Here is a 24,539-nt window from a genome sequence, read left to right as displayed (position 1 = left end):
CCGCGCGTCGGCCCGCGATCCGGCCCGCGGGCCGTATCGTCGAGTGCTGCCGCGTGTGCGGGGAGCAACCGCGGACGACGGACACGGAACGACGACGATGGGATGTCGACACCGGTGGGCGACGAGCGGGGGCGGGACGACCGGGCCGACGGCCGCGGGTCCGACGCGCCGGGCCCGATCACCGTGGAGCAGTTGATCGCCCGGTCCGGCAACGCCACCGGCCGCCGCGCCGCGCGCCGGACCGGTGAGGTCCCCATCCCGCTCGAGCCGGGGGAATCACTGCCGTCGCACCGCGGGCCCCGCCCGCCCGTGCCGCCGGCCGCCGACCGGGCCGCACCGCCCGCCGCACCGCCCGCCTCGCAGCCGCCTGCCCAGCCCGCCTCGCAGCCGCCCGCCCAGCCCGCCGACGAGACGCCACGCCGTGGCCTGCCCCCGGTGCCCGGCGGCGTGCAGCGCTCGCAGCCCGTGCCGCCGCTCCCGGGGCAGGGGACCGGGCCGGTGCACCGCTCCGGCCCGGTCCCGCCGCTGCCGGGCGCCCAGCCGTCCGCGCCCGTGCCGCCGCTGCCGGGCGCCGTCCACCGCTCGCAGCCGGTGCCGCCGCTGCCCGGCGCCGTGCACCGCTCCGCGCCCGTGCCGCCGCTGCCGGGGACGCCGGGCGCCCGCCCCTCCACCCCGCTGTTCCCGCCGCTCGGGCCGCCCACCGGCGCCACCCGCCGGCCGGCACCGCTGCCGCCCATCCCGGGCATCGACGCGCCGGCCATGTCCGGCGCCGGCAGCACGCGGCGGCCGTCGCCGCCCCGGCCGCCGCGCAGCCCCGCCCGCCGCCGGATCCGCCGGGCGCTGATCGGCGCGGGGGCGCTGGTCGGCGTCGTCGCCGCGTACCACCTGGGCCTGTACTCCTACGTCGACCAGAGCATCACCCGCGTCTCCGCGCTGGCCCCCGAGGGCCCGGAGGTCATCGCGGCGCAGCTGCAGGAGGGTGCGACCACCTACCTCGTCGTCGGCACCGGCCTGCCCGGCACCGAGGGCGCCGCGTCGGTCACGACCATGCTGGTGCACGTGTCGTCCGACGGGGAGCGGGCGGCGCTGGTCAGCGTCCCGCCGACCGCGCTGGTCGACACCCCGGGCTGCCGCACCGACGACGGCGAGTTCCGCGAGCCGGTCTCGGAGGCCTTCGCCACCTCCCTGCTCGACGGCGGGCCCGCGTGCACCGTGCGCGCCGTCCAGCAGCTGTCGGGCCTGCGGGTCGACCACTACCTCGGCCTCGACCTCGGCCGCCTGCCCGCCCTGGTCGACGCCGTCGGCGGGGTGAGCGTCTGCCTGCCCACCGCCGACGCCGACGCCTCCTCCGCCGCGCCCCTCCCGGCCGGCACCACGGAGCTCGACGGCGAGCGTGCGAGCAGCTACCTCACGCCGGGGGAGGCCGGGTCCGACGTCACCGGCGCCGCCGCGGCGCAGCGGACCCAGCTGCTGCTGTCGGCGACGCTGCGCACCGCGGTGAGCGCCGGCACACTGCTCGACACCCCCGAGCTCACCACCTTCCTCACCCGCGCCGCCGGCGCGCTGACCCTCGACGAGCAGACGACGCTCGGCGACCTGCGCACGCTGGCCTCGGCGCTCGGCGACCTCGAGGGCGGCGCCGTCCAGCGCGCCGCCCTGCCCGTGTCCCAGGTCGGCTACGTGCCGGCCGGCACCGACCAGGCGTACGTGCTGCTCGACGGCACCGGCGTCCGCTCCCTGTTCGACGGCGTCATCGAGGACACCCGCGTGCCCGCCGAGCTCGCCGCCCCCGCGGTGGCCGCGGCCACCGCGGCGGCGCCCGACCCCGCCGCCGCGGCCGCCCCGGCGCCGGAGCCCTCCGCGGCCGCGCCGGCCCCGCAGGCGCTCACCGTGGCCCCGTCCGGCGTGACCGTCGACGTCCTCAACGGCACCGCCACCAGCGGGCTGGCCTCCACGGTCGCCGACCTGCTGCGCGCCCAGGGCTTCACCGTCGGCCAGGTCGGCAACGAGACCGGCGTCGTCAACGAGACCGTGGTCCGGCACGGCCCCGGCGTGGCCGAGCAGGCGCGCACGGTGGCCGCCGCGGTGCCCGGCGCCGTGCTGCAGCCCAGCGACGCGATCGGCGACACGGTGCAGCTGGTCCTCGGCCCCGGCTACACCGGCGTCGTGCCGGTGCAGGTGGCCGCGCCCGTGCCCGTCGTCGCCGAGACCCCGGCGGACACCCCGGCCCCCGCGGACACCACCGCCCCGGCCCCGGACCCGGCGACCACCACCGGCCCGGTCAACTGCGGCTGACCCGCCCGTCCTTCCCGGCGGCTGAGCCCTCCCGCGGACGACGAGGCTCCCCGCGCAGACGACGGGGCCCCCGCGAGCTGCTGCTCGCGGGGGCCCCGTCGGTCCGAGGAGCGCTCAGCTCACCCGAAGCGGCCCGAGATGTAGTCCTCGGTGGCCTTCTGGTCGGGGTTGCTGAAGATCTTCTCGGTGGGGTTGAACTCGATGAGCCGGCCGGGCTGGCCCACCCCGTTGAGGTTGAAGAAGCCGGTCGACGTGCTCACCCGTGCCGCCTGCTGCATGTTGTGCGTGACGATCACGATGGTGAAGCGGTCCTTGAGCTCGGCCATGAGGTCCTCGATCGCCAGGGTGGAGATCGGGTCCAGCGCCGAGCAGGGCTCGTCCATGAGCAGCACGTCGGGCTCGACGGCGATCGCGCGGGCGATGCACAGCCGCTGCTGCTGGCCGCCCGAGAGGCCCGAGCCCGGGCGGTCGAGCCGGTCCTTGACCTCGTTCCAGAGGTTCGCGCCACGCAGGGCCCGCTCCACCAGCTCGTCGGTCTCGGCCTTCTTCATCTTCTTGTTGTTGAGCCGGTTGCCGGCGATGACGTTGTCGTAGATCGACATCGTCGGGAACGGGTTGGGCCGCTGGAAGACCATGCCGATCTGCCGGCGGACGTCGACCGGGTCCGTGTCAGCGCCGTAGAGGTCGACGCCGTCCATGACGACCTTGCCCTCGACGCGCGCGCCCGGGATGACCTCGTGCATGCGGTTGAGCGACCGCAGGAACGTCGACTTGCCACAGCCCGAGGGGCCGATCAGCGCCGTGATGCTGCGGGGCTCGATCGAGACGTTGACGCCCTCCACGGCCAGGAAGTTGCCGTAGTAGATGTTGAGGTCGGAGACCTCGATGCGCTTGGCCACGGGGAGATCCTCCGGGTCGGGGCCGGTCAGCGACCGGTCTTGGGGGCGAAGAAACGGCTGATCAGGCGGGCCACGACGTTGAGGACCATGACCAGGATGATGAGGACGAGCGCCGCCGTCCAGGCCCGGTCCAGGAACGCCTGGGTGTCGGTTCCCGGCTGGGTCAGCTGGTAGTAGGCGAACACCGGCAGCGTCGCCATCCGTCCGTCGAACGGGTTGAGGTTCGTCCCCGTGATGAGGCCCACGGTGATGAGCAGCGGCGCGGTCTCACCGATGACGCGGGCGACGGCGAGGGTGATGCCGGTGCCGAGACCGGCGACGGCGGTCGGCAGGACGACCTTCACGATCGTCCGCCACTTCGGCACGCCCAGGGCGTAGCTGGCCTCGCGCAGCTCGTTGGGGACGAGCTTGAGGACCTCCTCGCAGGAGCGCACGACCACCGGGATCATCAGCACCGACAGCGCCGCGGCGCCCATGAGGCCGAGCCGGACGTCGTTGCCGAACAGCAGCGTGAACAGCGCGAAGGCGAACAGGCCGGCGACGATCGACGGGATGCCGGTCATGACGTCGACGAAGAAGGTGATCGCCTTCTTGAGCCGGCCGGTGCCGTACTCCACCAGGTAGATGGCGGTGAGCAGGCCGATCGGCACCGAGATCACCGCGGTGACCGCGGTGATGATCACGGTGCCGAGGATGGCGTGGTAGGCACCGCCGCCCTCGCCCACGACCCGGAACATCGAGTTGGAGAAGAACTGGGCGTCGAAGCGGGCCAGGCCCTTGTCGAGGACCGTGTACACCAGCGACACCAGCGGGATCATCGCGATCCCGAAGGCCGTGGTGACCAGCGCCGTGACCAGCCGGTCGGTGGCCTTCCGGGTGCCCTCGACGGCTCGCGAGCCGACGTACACCGCCAGGGTGCCGAGGACGACGCCGTAGACGACGGCGAGGGCGATGCCGGAGCCGGTGAGGGCCGCCAGCAGGGCGCCGGCGGCGAGGCCGGCGACGTAGAGGCCGAGGCCCGCGTAGCGGGGGAGCTTGCGCTGCGGCCGGATCGGGCCGGAGGGCTCCTCGGCGACCCGGACGGGGGACTGCGTCGAGGTGCTCATCAGTTGGCTCCGGAGAAGTCGGCGCGCCGGTTGACGATCCAGCGGGCGAGCATGTTGACCGCCAGCGTGATGACGAACAGCACCAGGCCGCTGGCGACCAGGGTGTTGATGCCCAGGCCGGTGGCCTCGGGGAACCGCAGGGCGATGTTCGACGCGATCGTCGAGGGGTTCGAGCTGCTGATCAGGTTCAGCGTGGCGCCGGCACCACCGGAGAGCACGATGGCGACCGCCATCGTCTCGCCGAGCGCGCGGCCCAGGCCCAGCATCGCGCCGGCGATCACGCCGGACTTGCCGTAGGGCAGGACGGCCATCTTGATCATCTCCCAGCGCGTGGCGCCGAGGGCCAGGGCGGCCTCGCGGTGCAGCGCCGGCGCCTGGCCGAACACCTCGCGAGCGATGGCCGAGATGATCGGCAGGATCATGACCGCGAGCACCAGGCCGACGGTCAGCATCGTGCGGCCGCTGGTGGAGGCGGGGCCGGCGAAGATCGGCAGCCAGCTCAGGTTGTCGGCGGCCCACACGTGGAAGGGCACGAGCGCCGGGGCGAGCACCGCGAGGCCCCAGAAGCCGTAGACGACGCTGGGGATCGCCGCCAGCAGGTCGATCACGTAGCCGAGGCCGGCAGCGATGCGGCGGGGCGCGTAGTAGGTGACGAACAGCGCGATGCCCACGGCCAGCGGGGTGGCGACGAGGAGGGCGAGGACGGCGCCGAGCAGCGTCCCGAGGACCAGCGGCGCGATGTAGGAGCCGAGGCCCTCGCCGCCGGGGATGTCCTCCGCGGGCGCGGTGAGGGCCGGGATCGCCTCGCTGATCAGGAAGGCGGCGACGCCGGCCAGCACGAGCAGGATGAAGATGCCGGAGCCCTTGGCGCTGCCGGCGAAGATGCGGTCACCCGCCCGGCGCACGACGCGCTGCTGCACGGGGGGTGGGGTGGGGGCCTTCGTGGCGGTCACCGCTGCTCCGGGTGGTCGGGGTGGTGCGGGACGCCCGTCGCCGGGCGGGGTGGTGGCCCGGGGCGTCGGTCGACGCCCCGGGCCACCGGGAGTGTGACGGATCAGCCCGCGGCGGTGATGGCGTCGACGGCGCCCTGGGCCTGCTCGCGGAGCGTGTCGGAGATCGGCGCGTTGCCGGCGTTGTCGGCCGCGGCCTGCTGGCCGTCCTCGCTGACCACGTAGGTCATGAAGGCCTTGACGTTGTCGGCGGTGGACTGGTCGTCGTACTCGACGCAACCGACGTGGTAGCTGACCAGCACGATCGGGTACTCGCCCGAGCCCTCGGTCTGCCGGTTGACCTCGATGGCGAAGTCGTACTCGCCGCGGCCCTCGACGGCCGGGGAGTTCTCGACGACGGCGGCGGCGGCCTCGGCCGACGGGGCCACGAACTCCGAGCCGACGCCGACGTTGGCGACACCGAGCTCACCGGCGCGGCTGGCGTCGGCGTAGGTCACGGCGCCGGCCGTGCTCTCGACGACGCCCACGACGCCGGAGGTGCCGTTCGCGGCCTCGCCACCGGGCAGCGGCCACACGCCGTCGGGCTCGGCGGTCCACACGTCACCGGCGGCCTGGAACAGGTAGTCGGTGAAGTTGTCCGTGGTGCCCGAGTCGTCGGCGCGGTGCACGGGGGTGATCGCGGTGTCGGGGAGCTCGACGTCCGGGTTCGCCTCGGCGATCGCCGAGTCGTTCCAGGTGGTGATCTGGCCGGTGAAGATCCGGGCGATCACCTCGGGCGAGAGGTTGAGCTGGTCGACGCCCTCGAGGTTGAAGATGACCGCGATCGGCGAGATGTAGTTCGGCAGCTCGAAGACCTCGCCGCCGCCGCAGCGCTCCTGGGCGGCGGTCAGCTCCTCCTCGTCGAGCGCGGCGTCGGAGCCGGCGAAGTCGGCGCGGCCGTCGATGAACTGCTCGCGGCCCGCGCCCGAGCCGGCCGGGTCGTAGCTGAACTGGACGTCGGGGTACTCGCCCTCGAAGCCGGCCTGCCACGCCTCCATGGCGGCCTGCTGGCTGCTGGCGCCGGCGCCCACGAGGTCACCGCTGAGCTCGGCGGCGCTCGAGCCGCTGCCGCTGTCGCTGCCGCCCGAGGAGGCCTCGGACTCGTTCGCGGCGCCACACGCGGCGAGCGCGAGGGTGCTGGCCAGTGCCGTCGAGAGGACGGCGGCGCGCGACCTGGTGCTGAGCTTCAACTCTGTGCCTTTCGGAGAGGGGGACCCGGACCTCGTTGCCGGGCAGAGCGGGACCAACGGCGAGGACGGTAGGCAGCACAGGTGGCCGGTCCCGGGTCGCTCGGTGAACGGGTGGTGAACGCCCGCGGGACCTTTCCCGACCGGGTGAGAACGGCGTCACGTCCAGCAGGTGAACGCGTGCGCGTCAGGTGGCGACGGCCACTCCGCGTGCGGCAGAAAGGGGCGTTTGCGCCCGGTCGGGCGCTCCGCGCGTCAGCGGGAGAGGCGCCAGGAGACGTCGACGGCGAACCGCGTGAACCCGGTGCGCTCGTACAGCGCGACCGCGGGCACGTTGTCCTCCTCGACGTAGAGCAGCACCTGCCCGAGGCCGGTCCGGCGCAGGTGCGCGAGCCCCAGCGCGGTCAGCGCGCGGCCGAGCCCGAGCCCCTGGGCGCCGGGGTCGATGCCGAGGACGTACACCTCGCCGGCCGGGTCGGGGCCGGCGTCGCCGGGCGGGTGGACCTTCGTCCAGTGCGAGCCGAGCAGCGTGCCGCCGCCGGCCGGGTCGCCGCGCCAGGCGAGCAGGAAGCCGGCGGGGTCGAACCACGGCTCGGCCTCGCGCAGCGCGAGGTCCGTCGCGGTCCACGAGCCCTGCTCGGGGTGGGTGGCGAACGCGCGGGCGTTCACCCGCAGCCACGCCTCCTCGTCGCGGCCGGGCCGGAACGCCTCGACGTGCACGCCCTCGGGCAGCGGGGCCGGGGCGTCGAGGTCGGCGTCGGTGAGCGGGCGGCGCATCTGCAGCAGCACCCGCGCGCGGGTGTAGCCGCGGGCACCGGCCAGGGCGGCCGCGGCCGGCAGGTCGCCGTGCGCCCAGACCCGCAGCGGGCGCCCGCCGGCGAGCTCCTCGAGCCGGGCCAGCAGCGCGCGGCCGGTGCCGCGACCCCGGGCGGCGGGGGCGACGACGAGCTCGGCCTCGGCGTCGTCGGCCGACCCGGGCTCCCCGAGCTCCAGGCGGGCGTAGCCCAGCGGCACGCCGTCGGCGTCGGTGGCGAGCACGTCGCGCCCGCCGGGCGGGCCGCCGTGCTGCAGCCGCAGCTCGCCCTCCTCCGACAGCGGGCGCACGCCGTCGGCGGCGGCCGCGTCCTTGAGCAGGGCGAGGACGGCGGCGGTCTCCGCGGGCGCGAAGCCCGCGGAGTCCCGGACGGCGGGCGTGCTCAGAGCAGCGGCGCCGTGCTGCGCGAGGGGTCGGCCTCGGCCTCGGCGCGCGCGGCAGCGGCGGTGGCGTCGGCGACCTGCTGGTCGAGCTTGTAGCCGACGTTGCGCACCGTGCCGATCAGCGCCTCGTGCTCGGTGCCGAGCTTCGCGCGCAGCCGCCGGACGTGGACGTCGACGGTGCGGGTGCCGCCGAAGTAGTCGTAGCCCCAGATCTCCTGTAGCAGCTGGGCGCGGGAGAACACGCGGCCCGGGTGCTGGGCGAGGTACTTGAGGAGCTCGAACTCCTTGTAGGTGAGGTCGAGCGGGCGGCCGCGGAGCTTGGCGGAGTAGCTGTGCTCGTCGATGACCAGCTCGCCGGCCTGGGTGACGCCGCCGTCGGCGCCGTCGGCGGGGGTGGCGGCGGCCATCCGGCGCGCGGTGGCCCACTTGAGCCGGGCGTCGACCTCGGCGGGGCCGGCGGTGTCGAGCAGGACGTCGTCGACGCCCCAGTCGGCCGACAGCGCGACCAGGCCGCCCTCCGACAGCACGGCGACCAGTGCGGAGGCCACCCCGGTGGAGGACAGCAGGCTGCACAGCGTGCGCGCCTGGATCAGGTCGTGGCGGGCGTCGACGAGCACCACGTCGCCGGAGTCGCCGTCGAGCAGGCTCGACAGCTCGGGTGCCACCACGCGCACCTGGTGACCGAGCAGGCCCAGGGCGGGCAGCACCTCGGTCGTGGCCTGACGCGCCGCGGTCATGAGCACGAGTCGCATGTCGTCTCCTCGGGGAGGGCGTCGACGGCGCTGTCGAACCGAGACCGCAGGATAGCCGACGGCCGGCCACCTCCCTGTGACCTCGCCGACACGCGGGCGCACGCGGCTCGCCGGCGGGCCGTCCGGCGGGGATCTGCGACGATCGGGGTCCAGCGGGCGCCGGCGGACGCACCCGCCGTCCGCGGGCAGGAGGCGACGTGACGACCGCGCTGCAGACCCCGGCCGCCACGCGCGGGCGGCACGTCGCCGCGGCGGCCGCCGTCGCGCTCGCCGCCGCCGCGCTCGCCTGGGCGCCCGAGGCGGGCGGGGAGGCCGCGCGGCTGGGCGTGGTGCTCGTGCTGCAGGCCGCGCTCGTGGCCGCCTGGGTGCTCGCGGTGGCCCCGGCGGGCGCCCGCGGTGCCGCGGCGCTGGCCCTCGCGGCCGCCGTCGCCGCCGACCTGCTGGCCGCGTCCGCCGACCCGACCGGGGGGCCCGGGCCGGGCGTGCTGCTCGTCGTCGCCGGGCCCGCGCTCGTCGTCGCGGTCGTCCACCAGATGCTGCGCCGCCCGCCGCGGGCCGACGTCGTGGGCTCGCTCGGCACCGTGGCGCTGCTGGTCGCCGCCGTCTGCGCCCTGGCGCTGCTCCTGCTCCCCGAGGTGGCCGGCGACGCGGCGTCCCCGGCCGCCTCGCCGCTGCTGGTCGCCGGGGCGGCCCTGGCCGCGGGCCACCTGGCCGACGCCCTCGTGCCCCGCCCCGCGGTCGCCGACGGCGTCCCGCGCGGCGGGCTCGGCGTGCTCGCAGCCCTCGCCGCGGCGGTGGCCGTGGCCCTGGCCGAGACCGGCACGGCAGAGACCGTCGACGTGCTGGCCGGCCTCACCACCGGGCTGGTGGTCGGCCTGGTCGCCGCGCTCGCGGGCATGACCTCGTCGTTCGCGCTGGCCGACACCGCCGCCTCAGGCCGCCGGGTGCCGGCGGCCGCCGCCGCGGGCGTCGAGGCGCTGCTGCCGCTGGCCGTGTGCGCGCCGGCCCTGCTGGCGCTCGCCGTCGTCTGAGCCCGTGCGCACCCTCCTCGGGCTGCTCGCGCTGCTCGCCGCGCTGCTCCTCGTCGTCGGGCTGGTGGCCGACCCCCTCGCGGAGGGCGTCGCCGAGGACCGGGTGGCGGCGGCCCTGCGCGACGGCGGCGGCCTCGCGGGCACCCCGGAGGTCGACGTCACCGGCTGGCCGTTCCTCACCCAGGCGGTGTCGGGGACCTACGACGACGTCCGCATCTCCCTGACCGCCGAGGACCTCGGCCAGCCCGCCGGCACGCGGGCCGACGTCGTCCTGCAGGGCGTGCACGTGCCGCTGTCGGACGTGCTGTCGGGGTCGGTGCGGCAGGTGCCGGTCGACCGGGTCGACGGCACCGCGACGCTGTCCTACGCGCTGCTGTCGGCGCAGCTCGGCGCGGACACCGTGCTCGAGCGGGCCGGCGACGGGCTGCGGGTCACCCGCACGGTCGAGGTGCTCGGCTACACGCTGCCGCTCACCGCCACCGGGACGGTGTCGCTCGACGGCCAGGACCTCGTCGTCGACGTCGCCGACGCGTCGGCCGCCGGCGTGGACGTGCCGGACTTCGTCGTCGACCGGGCGGTGGACCTGCTCGACCTGCGCTACCCGGTCGTGCTGCCCTTCGGCCTGCAGCTGACCGGCGTCCGCCCGGCCGACGACGGCGTGGTCGTCACCGCCGGGGCCACCGACGCGGTGTTCACCACCGGGTGACGGAATGCCGGCCGGCCCGGCCGGGTTGCCGCCGGGGATGAGCGGGACGGGACTGGCCGTGCTGGCCGCCGCGCTGGTGCTGACCGGGGCCGCGGCGTGGTGGCTGCGCGCCCGCGACGGCGCGGTGCGGGCACCCGCCCGGCAGGAGGAGGACGGCGTGCGCGGACCGGCGGCGGTGCTCGGCGACCTGGGCGTGCGGCCCGGCGAGGCGGACCTGACGGTCGTGCAGTTCTCGACGGCGTTCTGCGGGCCGTGCCGCACCACCCGCGCCCGCCTGCAGCACCTGCAGGTCACCCGGCCGGGCCTGGCCTACGTCCACGTCGACGCCGAGAGCCACCTCGACGCCGTCCGCGAGCTCGACGTCCGGCGCACCCCGACGCTGTTCTACCTGGACCGCGGGGGCGCGGTGCTCGGCCGCAGCAGCGGCGCCCCGCGCCCGGAGGAGCTCACCGCCCTGGTCGACGCCCACACGGGCCCCCGGGCCTGATCGGCTACCCTCGCCGCATGGGCACCCTGCTGACCTCGCGCCGCACAGTGGACCTGTGCCGCGTCGGCAGCTGCCTGTGTCGCGCCTCCTGAGGGCGGTACCGCTCCGCCCAGACGTGCCCTGACCGCCGTCCGGAGAGCCCATCCCATGTCCCAGAGCTCCACGCGCACGGTCGACGTGCGCGGGCCCCGCGCCGCCGCGTGGGTCACCAGCGCCGTGCTGGCCGTCGTCCTGCTCACCGCGAGCGGCCCGCTGGCCGCGGCGCAGGCCGCCGTCTTCGCCGTCGGCGCGGCCGCCGGCCTGCGGTACGCGCCCTACGCCGTGCTGTACCGCACCCTGCTCGCCCCGCGGCTGGGCCCGGTGCGCGAGCGGGAGCCCGAGGCGCCGGTGCGCTTCGCCCAGCTCGTCGGGTTCGTGTTCGCCGCCGTCGGCGCGGCCGGCTACCTGCTCGGCGCGCCGGTCCTCGGCGCCGTCGCCACCGGCCTCGCGCTGGTGGCGGCCCTGCTCAACGCGGCCACGGGCTTCTGCCTCGGCTGCGAGCTGTACCTGACCGTGCGCCGGGTCGTCCCGGCGCGCACCGCCTGACCCGACCGCACACCCACCACAGGGAGGAACACCCCCCATGAGCCGCAACGACGTGCTCGTCAGCGTCGACTGGGTCCAGGAGCACCTGGGCCAGCCCGGCATCGTCCTCGTCGAGGTCGACGAGGACACCAGCGCCTACGACGGCGGCCACATCGAGGGCGCCGTCAAGCTGGACTGGAAGAAGGACCTCCAGGACCCGCTGCGCCGCGACCACCTGGACAAGACCTCGTTCGAGAGCCTGCTGTCCTCGCGCGGCATCGGCAACGACGACACCGTCGTCCTCTACGGCGGCAACAACAACTGGTTCGCCGCCTACGCCTACTGGTACTTCAAGATCTACGGCCACCGCGACGTCAAGCTCATGGACGGCGGCCGCAAGAAGTGGGAGCTGGACGGCCGCCCGCTGTCCAAGGACGCCGTCGAGCGCCCGGCCACGCAGTACCAGGCCTCCGAGCCCGACCTGTCGATCCGGGCCTTCCGCGACGAGGTCGTGGCCTCCATCGGCTCGAAGAACCTCGTCGACGTGCGCTCGCCCGACGAGTTCTCCGGCAAGATCCTCGCCCCCGCCCACCTGCCGCAGGAGCAGTCGCAGCGGGCCGGTCACGTGCCCACCGCGATCAACATCCCGTGGAGCAAGGCGGCCAACGAGGACGGCACGTTCAAGAGCGACGAGCAGCTCGCCGAGCTGTACGCCGAGCAGGGCTTCGACGACAGCCGCCCGACCATCGCCTACTGCCGCATCGGCGAGCGCTCGAGCCACACCTGGTTCGTGCTGCGCGAGCTGCTCGGCAAGTCCGACGTCAAGAACTACGACGGCAGCTGGGTCGAGTACGGCTCGCTCGTCGGCGTGCCGATCGAGAAGTGAGCTGACATGTGCGGAGCCCCGAAGCAGGGCGGTGCCCTCGCCGGCATCGACCTGGACACCCAGACGGTGATCCAGGGCCAGGTGTGGCACGACGGCGCCCCGGTGGCCGGTGCCTACGTCCGGCTGCTCGACGCGACCGACGAGTTCACCGCCGAGGTGGTGACCAGCCCCGAGGGCGAGTTCCGGTTCTTCGCCGCCCCCGGCACCTGGAAGCTGCGCTCGCTGGCCCCCGTCGGCCGCGGTGAGCGCGTCGTCGAGGCCGAGGTCGGGCTGACCGAGACGACCGTCGTCCTCGACTGACGAGGGATCTCCTCGCCCCCACGGAGCCCCTCCCGGCCGCGGCCGGGAGGGGCTCCGTCACGTCGCGGGGTGCTCGGGCGGCAGCCGGTTCGGCCCGGCCTCCGGCGGGCGCGGCCGGTCCTCCGGATAGGCGCGGACGGCCACCAGCGCGACGTCGTCGGCGCCGGCCGCCGGCACCATTCGCGCCAGCAGCGTGTCGCACAGCTCCTCGAGCGGCGTCGTCCCGAGGTCGCGCAGCGCCTCGCGGAGCGCGGCCAGCCCGCTGTCGAGGTCGGCGTCGCGGCGCTCGACCAGCCCGTCGGTGACCAGCAGCAGCGTGTGCCCGTCGGCCAGCTCGGCGGTGTGCTCGGCGCGGCGGGCGTCGGGGTCGACACCGAGCATGAGGTCGGCGCGGGTCTCCAGCAGCGTCGTCGTGCCGTCGGGGGCGAGCAGCACCGGCGGCAGGTGGCCGGCGTTGCTCCACCGCAGCACCCGGGTGCCGGCGACGGGGACGTCGGGGTGCCGCTCCACGCGGGCCAGCACCACCGTCGCGAGCGTGCTGACGTCGAGGCCCCGCGCGACGTGCTCGAGGCGGGCCAGCGTGGCCGCGGGGGAGCGGTCGCCGTCGTAGGCCAGCGCCCGCAGCAGGCCCCGGACCTGACCCATCGCCGCCGCGGCGGAGCTGTCGTGGCCGACGACGTCGCCGATCACCAGCACGGTCGCGCCGTCGGGCTGCAGGAAGGCGTCGTACCAGTCCCCGCCCACCCGGGCGCCGACGGCGGCCGGCCGGTACCGGACGGCGACGTGCAGGTGGTCGGGCTCCGGCGGCGGGGTGAGCAGCGCCCGCTGCAGCCGGTCGGACAGCATGCGGTCGGCGGCGTTCTGGGCGGTCAGCCGGCGCAGCTCCTCGGCCTGCCGCCGGGCGGCCAGCCGGTCGGTGAGGTCGCGGAAGGAGACGACGACGCCGCTGACCCCGCCGTCCTCGACCATCGGCACGGCGACCAGTTCCACCGGCATCGCGGTGCCGTCGGCGCGCCAGAAGACCTCGTCGTCGGCCGACACCGTCCGCCCCGTCGTGAGCGCCTGCCAGACCGGGCACTCGTGGCGCGGGTAGGGCCGTCCGTCGGGCCGGGTGGCGTGCACCAGGGCGTGCTGGTCGTGGCCGAGCTGCTCGGCGGCCGTCCGGCCGGTGATGCGCTCCGCGGACGGGTTGACGAACTCCACGCGGCCGGCCCGGTCCAGGCCGTAGATGCCGTCGGCCACGGTCGCGAGCACCCGCTCGTGCCGGGCCGCCGTCCGCGCCAGCTCGGCCTCCACGCGGGACAGCCCGCCGTCGGCCGCCGGTCCTCGCCTGTCGATCGCGCCGTCCTCCTCGGTCTCGCTGGTGTCACACCAGCCTGCCCCATGGGCTCAGCCGCGGCGCGCCCACAGTGACCAGGCCAGCGCGAGCAGCACCGCGGCGGCCGACGCGGCACCGCCCCCGGCGAAGGCGGCGGCGACCGCGGCCGACCGCGGGTCCGGTGCCCCGGCCGCCTGCGCCGCCCCCGCGGCGGCCGCGACGAGGGCCAGGACCGCCCAGGGCGCCCACCACCACCGCGTGGTCCCCGGGGCCGCCCGCGGCGGTGTCCGCCGCCACCACCGGCCGGTCCAGGCCGCGAGCAGCAGCGCTCCGACCAGCCCGCTCCCGTCCTGCGCCCAGGCCGTGCCCGGCGCGCCGGCCCAGGTGCGCCCGAGGGCGGGCACGAGCTCGGTCCCCAGGCGGCCGGGGTGGGTGAACTCGTCCCACAGCACGTGCGTGGCGGCGCCCACGGCGAGGGCGGCGAGCACCCGCACCGGCGCGCGCAGCCGCCGCCGCAGCCCGGGCGCCGCCGATCCGGGCAGCCGTGCCGCGAGCCCGGCGGGCGCCCAGGCCAGGGCCGGGCGGGCGAGCAGCCCGTGCCAGACCGCCCAGAGCAGCGCGCCGAGCACCACGTCGGTGGTGACGACGGCGAGCGCGGTGTGCGTCCGGAGGCCGAGGGTCGACGGAAGGTACAGCGGGACGTCGGGCGCCAGGCTCCCGGCCACCAGCGCCGAGGCCGGCAACCCGGCCTGCAGGAACGGCAGCACCGCGGCGGGGTGGCTCCCGGTGAACGGCACGGCCGCCATCGTCCCCGGCGCGGCGGGTCCGCCGTCCGACCCCGGCCGGGCGCGCCTACCGTGGCGCCGTGGTCGCCGCGTGGGTCCTCGTCGCGCTCGCCGCGCTGCTGGCGCTGGGCTGCGCGGTCGCCGTCGGGCGGCTGGCCCGGCCCGGGGGCCGCCCGCGCCGGGAGCGCCGGGCCGCCGACCGTGCCGCCGCCCGCAGCGCCGACCGGACCGCCGACCGTGCCGCCGCCCGCAGCGCCGACCGGCCTGCCGCCCGGGCCGCCGTGCCCCCGCCGGGCCGCGGGGCGCGCGGCCGCTGACTACCGTGGCGGGCATGCCTCCGCGGGACGCCGGCCGGTGACCGGCCCGACCGAACTGCCCGTCGCCGACACCGTCGACGTCCGCTCGGGACCCGAGGTGGCCCACGGGCTGCTGTCGGTGCTGCCGCTGCTCGGCGAGTGGCACGGCGAGGGCGTGCTGGCCGGCGGGGACGCCGGCGACCGGCGCTTCGGCCAGTGGATCCGCTTCGCCCACGACGGCCGCGACTTCCTCGCCTACGAGGCCCGCGCCTGGCTGATCGGCGACGACGGCGCCGTGGCGGGGCCCGCCACCCGCGAGTCGGGCTTCTGGCGGCCGCGCGGCGAGGACGACGTCGAGCTGCTGGTCGCCAGCCACGACGGGATCATCGAGCTCTACGTCGGCACGGCGCGGACCACCACCAGCTGGGAGCTGACCAGCGACGTCGTGGCCCGCACGCCCGACGCGCCGGACACCACGCGCGCCGTGCGGCTGTACGGCATCGTCGACGGCGCGCTCATGTACGCCATCGACCGGGCCGGTGCCGACACCGACCTGCGGCCCACCATGTCGGCCCGGCTGGAGCGCCTCCGGTGACCGCCCCGGGCGCCACGCCCCGCCAGGTGGCCGACCGCTACGTCGACGCCGTCTGCGACCTCGACCCGATCGTCGCGACGTCGCTGGGCACCCGGCCCGGCGACGACCGGCTGCCCGACCCGAGCCCCGCGGGCATCGAGGCCGAGGCCGAGCTGACCCGCCGCACACTGGCCGAGCTCGACGCCGTCCTCGCCGCCGACCCCGCGCTGGACGCCGACCCGGTCGAGCGCCGCTGCGCCCGGCTGCTGCGCGAGCGCCTCGGCGCCGAGCTGCTGGCCCACGACGCGGGCGAGGGCTTCCGCGCGCTGTCGAACCTGTTCAGCCCGGTGCACTCGATCCGCTCGGTGTTCCTGCTCATGCCGACCGCGACCGACGACGACTGGGCCGTGGTGGCCCGCCGGATGGCCCGGGTGCCCGGGGCGTACCGCGGCTACCTCGACACCCTGCGCGAGGGCGCCCGGCGCGGCCTGCTCGTGGCGCCGCGGCAGGTGTCCACCGTCGTCGGCCAGCTCGGCGAGTGGCTGTCCGGGCCGTTCTTCGCCGGCCTGGCCGCCTCCGGCCCCGACGCCGTGCGCCGCGACCTCGACGCCGCCGCCCGCGCGGCCGACGCCGCGGTGGCCGAGGTCCGCGACTTCCTGCGCGACGAGTACCTCCCGCGGGCCGAGGGGACGCCGGACGCCGTCGGCCGCGACCGCTACGCCGTCGCCGCCCGCCGGTGGAACGGCTCGGACCTCGGCGCCGGGCAGGGCCTGGAGGAGGCCTACGCCTGGGGGTGGGGCGAGCACCGGCGGCTGCTGGCCGAGCAGCGGGCCGAGGCGGAGGCGCTGCGGCCGGGGTCCTCGCCGAGGGAGGCGATGGCCTGGCTCGACGAGCACGGGCCCGCCGTCGACGGCGTCGAGGCGATCCGGCAGCGCCTCCAGGCGATGATGGACGAGGCGATCACCGCGCTCGACGGCACGCACTTCGACCTCGCCGAGCCGGTGCGCCGGGTGGAGGCGATGATCGCGCCGCCCGGCAGCGCGGCCGCGCCGTACTACACCCGACCGGCGCAGGACTTCTCCCGCCCGGGCCGCACCTGGCTGCCGACGCTGGGCCGCGAGCGCTTCCCGCTCTGGGACCTCGTCTCGATCTGGTACCACGAGGGCGTCCCCGGCCACCACCTGCAGCTCGCGCAGTGGGCGTACGTCTCCGGCGACCTGTCCACCTACCAGACGTCGCTGGGCTCGGTCAGCGCCAACGTCGAGGGCTGGGCGCTGTACGCCGAGCGGCTCATGGACGAGCTCGGGTACCTCACCGAGCCCGGCGCCCGCCTCGGCTACCTCGACGCCCAGCAGCTGCGCGCGATCCGGGTGGTCATCGACATCGGCATGCACCTGCGGCTGCCCGTCCCCGCCGACGCCGAGGGCGTGCTCGCCGGGCACCGCGGGGAGCCGTGGACGCCGGAGCTCGCGCGGGCGTTCGCCGGCGAGCACCTGGGCAGTGACCCGGCCTTCCTCGACAGCGAGCTCATCCGCTACCTGGGCCTGCCCGGGCAGGCGATCAGCTACAAGCTGGGGGAGCGGGCCTGGCTGGCCGGCCGGGCGGCGGCGCAGCGGGCCCGCGGTGCCGCGTTCGACCTCAAGGCGTGGCACATGGCGGCGCTGTCGCAGGGGTCCCTCGGCCTCGACGACCTCGAGGCGGAGCTCGCGGCGCTCTAGCGGGCCGGGCCCAGCCCGACCAGCGTCCCCAGCTCGGCGACCACGCGGGCGAAGTAGGCGTCGGCGTCCTCGACCGACCCCACGAGGTGGCCGAACAGCTCGAAGCTGATGCTGCCGAACAGCGAGCTCCAGGCCAGCAGGGCGCGCACGCGGACGGCGTCGTCGACCCCCGGGGCGCCCTTCCCCAGGACCTCGACGGCGGCGTCGCCGATCAGCCCGGGCACCCGGCGGTTCCCACCGTCCCCGCTGCCGCCGGTCAGCCGGCCGGCGCGGGCTGCGTCGCCCAGGATCGTGCCCAGCACGATCCCGACCCGCGACGCGGCCGGCACCGTGTCGCGCGGCGCCGAGTAGCCGGGCACCGGCGAGCCGTAGAGCAGCGCGTACTCGTGCGGGTGCGCCCGCGCCCAGTCCCGCACCGCACCGCACACCGCGGCCCAGCGCTCCTCCGGCCCGGCGGCCGGGTCGTCGGCGGTCTCGGCCGCCGTCCCGAGGGCGTCGTAGCCGTCGATGATCAGGCGGGTCAGCAGGTCGTCGCGGCTCGGGAAGTAGCGGTAGACCGCCGACGACACCATCCCGACGTCGCGGGCCACCGCCCGCAGCGAGAGCGCGGCCGCGCCCACCTCGGCGAGCTGCCGGCGCGCGGCCGCGGTGATCTCGGCGGTGATCTCGGCGCGGACGCGCTCGCGGGCGGTGGGCACCCCCGCATCCTCCGCCGACGAGAGCGGCGGACGCAAGAGAGAGCACCGCTCTTGACACCGGACCGGACCGGTGGGAGCGTCGTCCTCGGACGAGAGCACCGCTCTCGCGGACCGGACGAGGAGTCCTCATGGCACTGCACGTGATCGTGGGCAAGGGCCCCGTGGGCACGACGACGGCGGACCTGCTGGCCGCCCGGGGGCACGAGGTGCGCGTCCTGTCGCGCAGTGGCGGGATCTCCACCGGCGCCGTCGAGCACCGCCGGGTGGACGCGGCCGACGCCGCCGCGCTCACCGCCGCCACCGCCGGCGCGGCCGCGCTCTACAACGCCGTCAACCCGGCCTACCACCGCTGGACCACCGACTGGCCACCGGTCGCGACCGCGCTGCTCACCGCCGCCGAGCGCTCCGGCGCCGTGCTGGTGACCATGTCGAACCTCTACGTCTACGGCCGCCCTGCCGGGCCGATGACCCCGGACAGCCCGCTGGCGGCCACCGACACCAAGGGCCGGGTGCGGGTGGCGATGTGGCGCGACGCGCTCGCCGCCCACGAGGCCGGCCGCATCCGGATGGCCGAGGCGCGCGCCGGCGACTTCGTCGGCCCGCAGGTGCCGGCCGCCCAGTCGCACCTGGTGCGGCAGCTGCCGGCGCTGTGCCGCGGCCGGCGCGCCTGGGTGGTGGGCGACCCCGACGCCCCGCGCAGCTGGACCTACCTGCCCGACGTCGCCGCGACCCTGGCCGTCCTCGGCACCGACGAGCGCGCGCTCGGGCGGGCCTGGCACGTGCCGAGCAACGCGCCGCGCTCCCAGCGCCAGGCGCTCGGTGACCTGTCCCGCGCGCTGGGCCGGGCGCCGGCCCCGGTGAGCGGGCTGCCCTGGCCGGTGCTCACCGCGATGGGCTGGTTCTCGCCGATGATGCGCGAGGTGGTCGACGTGCGGCACCAGTTCGACCAGGAGTACGTGCTGGACGCCTCGGCGACCGAGCGGACCTTCGGCCTGGCCGCCACCCCGTGGGACGAGGTGGTCGCGGCGACCGCCGGCGCCCCGGTGGGCGCGGGGGTCTGAGGCGGGTTCAGCCCCGGGCGTCGACCCGGTTGACCGGGTCGCTGTCGGGGGTGACCGGGTCGCCGGGCAGCGCCGGCGCGACCTCCAGCCGGCTGGCCAGCAGCTCGTCGACGGCGGCGACGCTCGCGCCCACGTACGTGCTGGTCAGCGCCGGGTCGGTGACCACGCACCAGGACCGGTCGGCCGGCCACCACAGCGTCGCGCTCTGCTCGCGCGGCTCGGGGGCGAAGTTGGTGGCCGCCCGGTCGACCGGCGCGCGGACGAGCAGCAGGTCGCTGCGGGGGAGGCGCAGCCGCGGCAGGTCGGCCGCCCCCTCGTCGTCCCAGCCGAACCAGCACTCGCCGGGGCCGGCGGTGTGCGCGGCCAGGACGGCGGCGAGCTCGCCGGCGACGTGCGCGGCGAGGTGCCCCTCGGCGGGGGCGTCGTTCCACAGCCCGGGCTGGTCGTCCTCGCCGAGGTACTCCCACGAGCCGGTGATGCCGGGCCACTGCATGAGCCGGTGCGGCGTCGTCCCGTTGGCCGCGGCCACCTCGTCCCAGCGGACGAAGACGTCGGTGTCGCCCTCGTAGCGGACGGCGGGGTGGAACACCCGGGCGTGCGCGGGGAACACGGCGGGCACGAGGGCGGCCACGGTGTCGGGCGGAGCGGCGCGGACGGCGTCGGCGATCCAGCGGCCGGCCTGTGCGGTGCGCCCAGCGGTCTGCACGGCCGCTGCTCCCTCCCCCGGAGAACGGACAACCCCCGGGCTGCTCCGCGGCGCCTCGAGAGGAGGCAGCTCGCGGGCCGACTGGACAAGTGTCGGCGGCCCGGGGGTCGGGTGACTGTCCGGTTCTCGCTCGCCGCCGTGCGACGGACGGGCGATCAGTGCCTCCGCTCGGATTCCACTCCGAACGGGCGGCCCATCTGGACGGCGGCTAGCGGACAGCCACCTCACGAGTCCGATAAGAATTCAATTGTTCGGACCACCTCCCCTCTCGTGTAGCTCGACGGTACGTCGCCGTTCCGGGGGTCTGCAACGCCGTTCTTCAGCCGTCGGTGAACGGCCGCGGACGGGGGGTCCCCGAGGCGTCCGGTCCGCGCTGGTAGACGTCGGGGATGCCGTCGGCGTCCTCGTCGACGGACTCGAGTTCCTCGATGCGCCGGTACCGGCGGTTGCGCAGCCTCAGCACCACGGCGGCCAGCAGCGCCGACACGACCGTCCCCACCAGGACGCCGACCTTGACGTGGTCGTCGCGCTCGCTGCCGGTGCCGAACGCCAGCTCGCCGATGAGCAGCGACACCGTGAAGCCGATGCCGCCGAGCAGCGCCATGCCGACGAGGTCGGGCCAGCCCAGCTCGTCGGCGAACTCCGCCCGGGTGAACCGGGTGACCAGCCAGGTCGCCCCGACGATGCCCACCACCTTGCCCACGACCAGTCCGGCGACGATCCCGAGCGCGACCCGGTCGCCGAGCGACTCCACCAGCCCGGACAGGCCGCCCACGGTGACGCCCGCGGCGAAGAACGCGAAGACCGGCACGGCGATCCCGGCCGAGATCGGCCGGAAGCGGTGCTCGAGGTGCTCGGCGAGCCCCGGGCCGGCGTCCGGGCCGCCGGCGGCCTCGCTGCGCACCACCGGGACGGTGAACGCCAGCAGGACGCCCGCGACCGTGGCGTGCACCCCGGACTCGTGGACGAACACCCAGGTGAGCACCGCCAGCGGCAGCAGCAGCCACCAGGAGCGGACCCGCCGCTGCACGAGGAACCCGAAGACGGCGAGCGGGACGAGCGCCAGCGCGAGCCACCCCGCCGCCAGGGACGACGTGTAGAAGACCGCGATGATCGTGATGGCCAGCAGGTCGTCGACGACGGCGAGCGTGAGCAGGAACGTCCGCAGGGCGCTCGGCAGGTGCGTGCTGATGACGGCCAGCACGGCGAGCGCGAAGGCGATGTCGGTGGCCGTCGGGACGGCCCAGCCGCGCAGGCCGTCGCCGCCCAGGTTGACCAGCACGTAGAGCACCGCCGGCACGACCATCCCGCCGACCGCGGCCGCGACCGGCAGCACCGCCCGGCGCGGGTCGCGCAGGTCGCCGGCGACGAACTCGCGCTTGAGCTCCAGGCCCGCGACGAAGAAGAAGACCGCGAGCAGCCCGTCGGCCGCCCAGGTGCCGAGCGTCAGGTCCAGGTGCAGCGAGGCCGGGCCCACGCGGGTGTCGCGCAGCGCCTCGTACGCCCCGCTCCAGGGGGAGTTGGCCCAGGCGAGCGCGACGACCGTGCCGGCCAGCAGCAGCAGGCCGCCGACGGTCTCGCGGCGCAGGACCGCGGCGATCCGGCTGGCCTCGGCCCAGGAGCCGCGGGCGAAGACGCGGGTGGACCCGTGGGGGGCGTTCATGGGGCGGCTCCGGCGGGAGAGGGGTCGGCTCGGCCCTGCCCGCTCAGGGGCAGCCCGCCGACCAGACTTCCCGGCACACCGTCGTCCACCGTATCGGCACCCGCCCGTCGTCGCCGTCCGGAGTGGAGGGCGCTCCGTAGAGTGGTCGCCGTGGACCCCCGCCCGGCGCCTCCCCCGCGGGAGCGGTCCCTCCGGCTGGCCGAGCTGGCCGGCCGCCGGGTGGGCGTGTGGGGCCACGGCCGCGAGGGGCGCGCCGCCGTCCGGGCCGCGCTGGACGCCGGCGCGGCCGCCGTCCTCGTCGCCGACAGCCGGCCGGTCGACCCCGCCGCGCTGCCGCCGGGCGTGACCGCCACCGCCGACGTCGCCGACCTCGCCGGCTGCGACGTCGTCTTCCGGTCGCCGGGGATCAGTCCCTACCGCGGGGAGGCGCGGTCGCTCGCCGACCGCACCGTGGTGACCACCGGCACCGGCGTCGCCCTGGCCGAGGCCGCCGCCCGCGGGGTCCCGGTGCTGTGCGTCACCGGCACCAAGGGCAAGAGCACCACCAGCGCGCTGGCCGCCGCCGTCCTCACCGCCGCCGGGCGCCCGGCCGTGCACGCCGGGAACATCGGCACCCCGCTGCTCGACGCCGTGCTGGACGGCGTCGGCGACCGCACGCTGGTCGTCGAGGTGTCGAGCTACCAGGCCGCCGCCGTCCCCGACTTCGCCGGCCGCGGCGCGCTCACCTCGCTGGCGCCCGAGCACCTGGACTGGCACGGCTCGGAGGCCACCTACTTCCGCGACAAGCTGCGCGTCTTCGCCGGCTGCCCCGACCGCTCTGTCGCGGTCGGCGCGCAGGCCCGCCCGGTCGCCGAGCGGTACCTGCGGCCCGCGCAGCTCGTCGACCCCGCCGAGGTGCTGCCCGCGGGCCTCGCCGACGCCGTCCAGCCGGTGCACCTGCCCGGCGCGCACAACCGCAGCAACGTCGAGGTGGCGCTGGCCGCCTGCGCCCTGCTGGGCCTCGACCTCGCCGCGACCGCGGACGCCGTCGCCGCCGCCGTCGCGGGCTTCCGGGCGCTGCCGCACCGGCTCGCACCCGTGGCCACGCTCGGCGGCGTCACCTTCGTCGACGACACGCTGTCGACCACGCCGGTGTCCGTGCTGGCCGCGCTCGACGCGCTCGCCGGGCGCCCGCTCACCCTCATCGCCGGCGGGCAGGACCGGGGCCTGGACTACACCGGCCTGGCCGCGACGTTGGTGCAGCGGCGGGACACCGTCGCGCTGGTCACTGTCCCCGACACGGGGGCGCGGCTGGCCGACGACGTCCGCCGGGAGGCCGCCGGGGCGGCGGTGCGCCTCACCGAGACGCAGTCCCTGGCCGAGGCGGTGTCGGCGGCGATCGCCGGCACCCCGCCGGGCGGGGTCGTGCTCCTCTCACCCGGCGCCCCCAGCTACAACCGCTTCCGCGACTTCGAGGAGTTGGCAGCCACCTATGAGCAGATCCTCGTCGACTCCGGCGCCGAGCGCGTCCCCGGTGTCTGAGACCGGCGCGTTCGTCGTCGCCGGACGGTCCCTCGACCTCTCCACCGGCGAGGCGGCCTTCTCCTACCGCCTCGGCGCCGACGAGTTCACCGAGCGGCTCGTGCTCGACCCGGTGCTGCTCGGCAGCGGGCCGGCCCCGGCGGCGCTCGACGCCGCCCTCGACCTCGTCCACCTGGTCATGGGCACCAGCTACTACAAGCTGGCCGCGCCCGGCCGGGTGGTCGTCGAGCGACCGGTGACCGCCGCGCAGCTCGCCGTCGCGCGCGCCGCCTACACCGACGGCCTCGGCGAGTTCGCCGCCGTCAACCGGCTGCCGGTGCCGCACCGGGTGGAGTTCGACGCCGAGGTGCGCGAGCCGGGCCAGGCGGTCGAGCCCGGCGGCCGCGGCGCGCTGCTGCCGGTCGGCGGGGGGAAGGACTCCGCGCTCGCGCTCGTGGTCATCCCCGACGGGACGGCGCTGGCGGTCAACCCGACCGGCGCGCAGCGCGACGTCGCCCGCGCGGCCGGAGTCCCGCTGGTCGAGGTGCGGCGCCGGCTCGCCCCGCTGCTGGCCGAGCGCACCGCGCAGGGCGGGCTCAACGGGCACGTGCCGGTCACCGCGATCAACTCCGCCATCGCCACCCTGGTCGCCGTCCTCGGCGGGTACGACCCGGTGGTCTTCGCCAACGAGCGGTCCGCCGACGAGGAGACCCTCACCGTCGACGGCGCCAGCGTGAACCACCAGTACTCGAAGTCGTACGCCTTCGAGCGGCTGTTCACCGCGGCCGCCGCGGAGGTGGGCACCGGGTACTTCAGCCTGACCCGGCAGCTCTCGGAGCTGGCGACGGTCGCCGCCGTGGCCGCCCTGCCGCTGCGGGGCGACATCCTCAGCTGCAACCGCTCGTACACGCAGAAGCACATGGGCATCGGCGGGCAGGCCGAGCAGCGCTGGTGCCTGCACTGCGACAAGTGCCTGTTCACCTTCCTCTGCTTCGCGGTGTTCCTCCCGCCGGCCGAGGCGGAGGAGATGTTCGGCGGCAACCCGCTCGCCGACCCGTCGCTGGCCGACGGCTTCCGGCGGCTGTGGGCCACCGAGAAGCCGTTCGACTGCGTGGGGGAGCGGGCCGAGAGCGCCGCCGCGATGGCGCACCTGGCCGCGTCCCGCTCGTGGGGCTCGCAGCCGGTGGTCCGCCTGCTGGGCGCCGAGGCCGCCGACGCCGCGCAGGTCACCGACGCCACCGTCGCCCGGTTCCTCCCGCCGCGCGGCGAGCACGGCATCCCGGCGCGGTACCTGGAGTCGCTGCGGCGGGTGCTGGAGGCCTCGCGCAGCGCCGTCCCGTGAGCACGGGCCGGTCCTAGGCTGTCGCGCGTGTCCGATCCCGGTGCCCCCCTCGCGGAGCGGCTGCGTGCGCAGGGCCTGCGGCTGACGCACCAGCGCCAGCAGGTGCTGGCGGCGGTCGCGGAGCTCGACCACGCCACCCCGGAGGCGATCGGCGCCCGGCTGCGCGAACAGGCCGGGCCGGGCGGCGCCGCGCCGGACACCTCGACGGTCTACCGCACGCTGGAGCTGCTCGAGCGGCTCGGCCTGGTCTGGCACACCCACGTCGCCAAGGGCGCGCCGGTCTACCACGCCTCCGAGCACCCGCACCTGCACGTGGTCTGCGCCTCCTGCGGGGAGATCTCCTCCGCCGACCCGGAGGTGCTCGAGCAGGCGGCGGAACGTCTGGCGGCCGACCTGGGTTTCACCCTGGACGTGGGGCACGTGGCGCTGTCGGGCACGTGCCGCCGCTGCCGAGAGTCCGGGACGTCCCAGGAGTGACC

25 protein-coding genes are annotated in these 24,539 nt (G+C 76.4%); 14 read left to right on the top strand and 11 right to left on the bottom strand.

The features are described 5' to 3' along the window. The first annotated feature begins 102 nt into the window (after window positions 1–102). The gene (locus tag WA616_RS06845; RefSeq protein WP_336028437.1) at window positions 103–2,295 is read left to right on the top strand and encodes an LCP family glycopolymer transferase; all 2,193 of its coding nucleotides are present in this window, start codon (window positions 103–105) and stop codon (window positions 2,293–2,295) included. A 119-nt stretch (window positions 2,296–2,414) separates the two neighbouring features. Here WA616_RS06845 and pstB read toward each other — a convergent pair whose 3' ends face one another. From pstB to WA616_RS06815, 6 genes are all read right to left on the bottom strand, one after another. Next, a complete protein-coding gene (pstB, locus tag WA616_RS06840) occupies window positions 2,415–3,194 on the bottom strand; it encodes a phosphate ABC transporter ATP-binding protein PstB (RefSeq protein ID WP_073421213.1) in 780 nt (259 codons plus the stop codon). A gap of 26 nt (window positions 3,195–3,220) precedes the next feature. Further along, window positions 3,221–4,300: a phosphate ABC transporter permease PstA gene (gene pstA / locus WA616_RS06835; RefSeq protein WP_073421214.1), complete on the bottom strand. Its 1,080-nt coding sequence runs from the start codon at window positions 4,298–4,300 to the stop codon at window positions 3,221–3,223. Further along, window positions 4,300–5,253, bottom strand: coding sequence for a phosphate ABC transporter permease subunit PstC (gene pstC, locus WA616_RS06830; RefSeq protein WP_083628740.1), 954 nt, complete (start codon window positions 5,251–5,253; stop codon window positions 4,300–4,302). The genes pstA and pstC overlap by 1 nt, the downstream gene beginning before the upstream one ends. A gap of 101 nt (window positions 5,254–5,354) precedes the next feature. Then, window positions 5,355–6,479 (bottom strand): phosphate ABC transporter substrate-binding protein PstS, encoded by a 1,125-nt coding sequence (pstS, locus tag WA616_RS06825; RefSeq protein WP_336028433.1) that lies wholly within the window; start codon window positions 6,477–6,479, stop codon window positions 5,355–5,357. Between the two features lie 252 nt (window positions 6,480–6,731). Continuing rightward, the gene (mshD, locus tag WA616_RS06820) at window positions 6,732–7,676 is read right to left on the bottom strand and encodes a mycothiol synthase (protein WP_336028565.1); all 945 of its coding nucleotides are present in this window, start codon (window positions 7,674–7,676) and stop codon (window positions 6,732–6,734) included. Then, complete coding sequence (locus WA616_RS06815) at window positions 7,673–8,425, bottom strand: winged helix-turn-helix transcriptional regulator (RefSeq protein WP_073421216.1); 753 nt, start codon at window positions 8,423–8,425, stop codon at window positions 7,673–7,675. The genes mshD and WA616_RS06815 overlap by 4 nt, the downstream gene beginning before the upstream one ends. 197 nt (window positions 8,426–8,622) lie before the next feature. On the opposite strand from WA616_RS06815, the gene WA616_RS06810 reads away from it, so the two are divergent. From WA616_RS06810 to WA616_RS06785, 6 genes are all read left to right on the top strand, one after another. After that, window positions 8,623–9,456, top strand: a complete 834-nt coding sequence (locus WA616_RS06810) for a hypothetical protein (protein WP_336028430.1) — start codon at window positions 8,623–8,625, stop codon at window positions 9,454–9,456. 4 nt (window positions 9,457–9,460) lie between these two features. Continuing rightward, on the top strand, window positions 9,461–10,162 hold the full coding sequence (locus tag WA616_RS06805; RefSeq protein ID WP_336028427.1) for an LmeA family phospholipid-binding protein: 702 nt from the start codon (window positions 9,461–9,463) through the stop codon (window positions 10,160–10,162). Between the two features lie 37 nt (window positions 10,163–10,199). Next, window positions 10,200–10,649, top strand: a complete 450-nt coding sequence (locus tag WA616_RS06800) for a thioredoxin family protein (protein ID WP_336028426.1) — start codon at window positions 10,200–10,202, stop codon at window positions 10,647–10,649. A gap of 147 nt (window positions 10,650–10,796) precedes the next feature. After that, entirely contained in the window at window positions 10,797–11,234 is a 438-nt protein-coding gene (locus WA616_RS06795; protein ID WP_336028424.1) for a DUF4395 domain-containing protein, read from the top strand. Window positions 11,235–11,271: 37 nt separating this feature from the next. Beyond that, complete coding sequence (locus tag WA616_RS06790) at window positions 11,272–12,099, top strand: sulfurtransferase (RefSeq protein ID WP_073421220.1); 828 nt, start codon at window positions 11,272–11,274, stop codon at window positions 12,097–12,099. Between the two features lie 6 nt (window positions 12,100–12,105). Next, on the top strand, window positions 12,106–12,399 hold the full coding sequence (locus WA616_RS06785) for a DUF1416 domain-containing protein (protein WP_073421221.1): 294 nt from the start codon (window positions 12,106–12,108) through the stop codon (window positions 12,397–12,399). Between the two features lie 57 nt (window positions 12,400–12,456). Here WA616_RS06785 and WA616_RS06780 read toward each other — a convergent pair whose 3' ends face one another. Both WA616_RS06780 and WA616_RS06775 read right to left on the bottom strand, forming a co-directional pair. Further along, complete coding sequence (locus WA616_RS06780) at window positions 12,457–13,695, bottom strand: PP2C family protein-serine/threonine phosphatase (RefSeq protein ID WP_336028420.1); 1,239 nt, start codon at window positions 13,693–13,695, stop codon at window positions 12,457–12,459. Between the two features lie 93 nt (window positions 13,696–13,788). Then, the gene (locus WA616_RS06775) at window positions 13,789–14,514 is read right to left on the bottom strand and encodes a DUF4184 family protein (protein WP_336028418.1); all 726 of its coding nucleotides are present in this window, start codon (window positions 14,512–14,514) and stop codon (window positions 13,789–13,791) included. Between the two features lie 68 nt (window positions 14,515–14,582). Here WA616_RS06775 and WA616_RS06770 point away from each other — a divergent pair, with 68 nt between their 5' ends. From WA616_RS06770 to WA616_RS06760, 3 genes are read left to right on the top strand one after another with little or no spacing between them, the layout of a single operon-like run. After that, window positions 14,583–14,819: a hypothetical protein gene (locus tag WA616_RS06770; RefSeq protein WP_336028417.1), complete on the top strand. Its 237-nt coding sequence runs from the start codon at window positions 14,583–14,585 to the stop codon at window positions 14,817–14,819. 37 nt (window positions 14,820–14,856) lie between these two features. After that, window positions 14,857–15,393: an FABP family protein gene (locus WA616_RS06765; protein WP_336028415.1), complete on the top strand. Its 537-nt coding sequence runs from the start codon at window positions 14,857–14,859 to the stop codon at window positions 15,391–15,393. After that, window positions 15,390–17,090: a DUF885 domain-containing protein gene (locus WA616_RS06760; RefSeq protein WP_336028414.1), complete on the top strand. Its 1,701-nt coding sequence runs from the start codon at window positions 15,390–15,392 to the stop codon at window positions 17,088–17,090. Before WA616_RS06765 ends, WA616_RS06760 begins: the two co-directional genes overlap by 4 nt. On the opposite strand, the gene WA616_RS06755 is transcribed toward WA616_RS06760, so the two are convergent. Next, a complete protein-coding gene (locus WA616_RS06755) occupies window positions 17,087–17,788 on the bottom strand; it encodes a TetR/AcrR family transcriptional regulator (protein WP_336028412.1) in 702 nt (233 codons plus the stop codon). The two genes, WA616_RS06760 and WA616_RS06755, sit on opposite strands and share 4 nt — an antisense overlap. A gap of 128 nt (window positions 17,789–17,916) precedes the next feature. Between WA616_RS06755 and WA616_RS06750 the strand changes: the two genes are divergently transcribed. Next, window positions 17,917–18,849: an NAD-dependent epimerase/dehydratase family protein gene (locus WA616_RS06750; protein ID WP_336028410.1), complete on the top strand. Its 933-nt coding sequence runs from the start codon at window positions 17,917–17,919 to the stop codon at window positions 18,847–18,849. Window positions 18,850–18,856: 7 nt separating this feature from the next. Here the strand turns inward: WA616_RS06750 and WA616_RS06745 are convergent, their stop codons facing one another. Both WA616_RS06745 and nhaA read right to left on the bottom strand, forming a co-directional pair. After that, on the bottom strand, window positions 18,857–19,555 hold the full coding sequence (locus tag WA616_RS06745; protein WP_336028408.1) for a hypothetical protein: 699 nt from the start codon (window positions 19,553–19,555) through the stop codon (window positions 18,857–18,859). Window positions 19,556–19,874: 319 nt separating this feature from the next. Beyond that, window positions 19,875–21,218, bottom strand: coding sequence for a Na+/H+ antiporter NhaA (nhaA, locus tag WA616_RS06740; protein ID WP_336028405.1), 1,344 nt, complete (start codon window positions 21,216–21,218; stop codon window positions 19,875–19,877). A 150-nt stretch (window positions 21,219–21,368) separates the two neighbouring features. On the opposite strand from nhaA, the gene murD reads away from it, so the two are divergent. From murD to WA616_RS06725, 3 genes are read left to right on the top strand one after another with little or no spacing between them, the layout of a single operon-like run. Continuing rightward, window positions 21,369–22,739: a UDP-N-acetylmuramoyl-L-alanine--D-glutamate ligase gene (gene murD / locus WA616_RS06735; protein WP_336028403.1), complete on the top strand. Its 1,371-nt coding sequence runs from the start codon at window positions 21,369–21,371 to the stop codon at window positions 22,737–22,739. Then, the gene (locus WA616_RS06730; protein WP_336028402.1) at window positions 22,732–24,060 is read left to right on the top strand and encodes a hypothetical protein; all 1,329 of its coding nucleotides are present in this window, start codon (window positions 22,732–22,734) and stop codon (window positions 24,058–24,060) included. Before murD ends, WA616_RS06730 begins: the two co-directional genes overlap by 8 nt. A gap of 27 nt (window positions 24,061–24,087) precedes the next feature. After that, entirely contained in the window at window positions 24,088–24,537 is a 450-nt protein-coding gene (locus tag WA616_RS06725; protein ID WP_073421231.1) for a Fur family transcriptional regulator, read from the top strand. Window positions 24,538–24,539: the final 2 nt, after the last annotated feature.

The sequence above is a fragment of the Geodermatophilus sp. FMUSA9-8 genome, from assembly GCF_037034165.1.
GTDB classification, from domain to species: domain Bacteria; phylum Actinomycetota; class Actinomycetes; order Mycobacteriales; family Geodermatophilaceae; genus Geodermatophilus; species Geodermatophilus nigrescens.
The sequence above is the reverse complement of the archived record's forward strand: the minus strand, read 5'-3'. Positions and strand labels throughout refer to the sequence as shown.

Coding starts and splice junctions, on each gene's coding strand:
- WA616_RS06845 (WP_336028437.1), top strand. CDS start 103: ATGTCGACACCGGTGGGCGACGAGCGGGGGCGGGACGACCGGGCCGAC.
- pstA (WP_073421214.1), bottom strand. CDS start 4,300: ATGAGCACCTCGACGCAGTCCCCCGTCCGGGTCGCCGAGGAGCCCTCC.
- WA616_RS06815 (WP_073421216.1), bottom strand. CDS start 8,425: ATGCGACTCGTGCTCATGACCGCGGCGCGTCAGGCCACGACCGAGGTG.
- WA616_RS06800 (WP_336028426.1), top strand. CDS start 10,200: ATGAGCGGGACGGGACTGGCCGTGCTGGCCGCCGCGCTGGTGCTGACC.
- WA616_RS06795 (WP_336028424.1), top strand. CDS start 10,797: ATGTCCCAGAGCTCCACGCGCACGGTCGACGTGCGCGGGCCCCGCGCC.
- WA616_RS06790 (WP_073421220.1), top strand. CDS start 11,272: ATGAGCCGCAACGACGTGCTCGTCAGCGTCGACTGGGTCCAGGAGCAC.
- WA616_RS06785 (WP_073421221.1), top strand. CDS start 12,106: ATGTGCGGAGCCCCGAAGCAGGGCGGTGCCCTCGCCGGCATCGACCTG.
- WA616_RS06750 (WP_336028410.1), top strand. CDS start 17,917: ATGGCACTGCACGTGATCGTGGGCAAGGGCCCCGTGGGCACGACGACG.
- nhaA (WP_336028405.1), bottom strand. CDS start 21,218: ATGAACGCCCCCCACGGGTCCACCCGCGTCTTCGCCCGCGGCTCCTGG.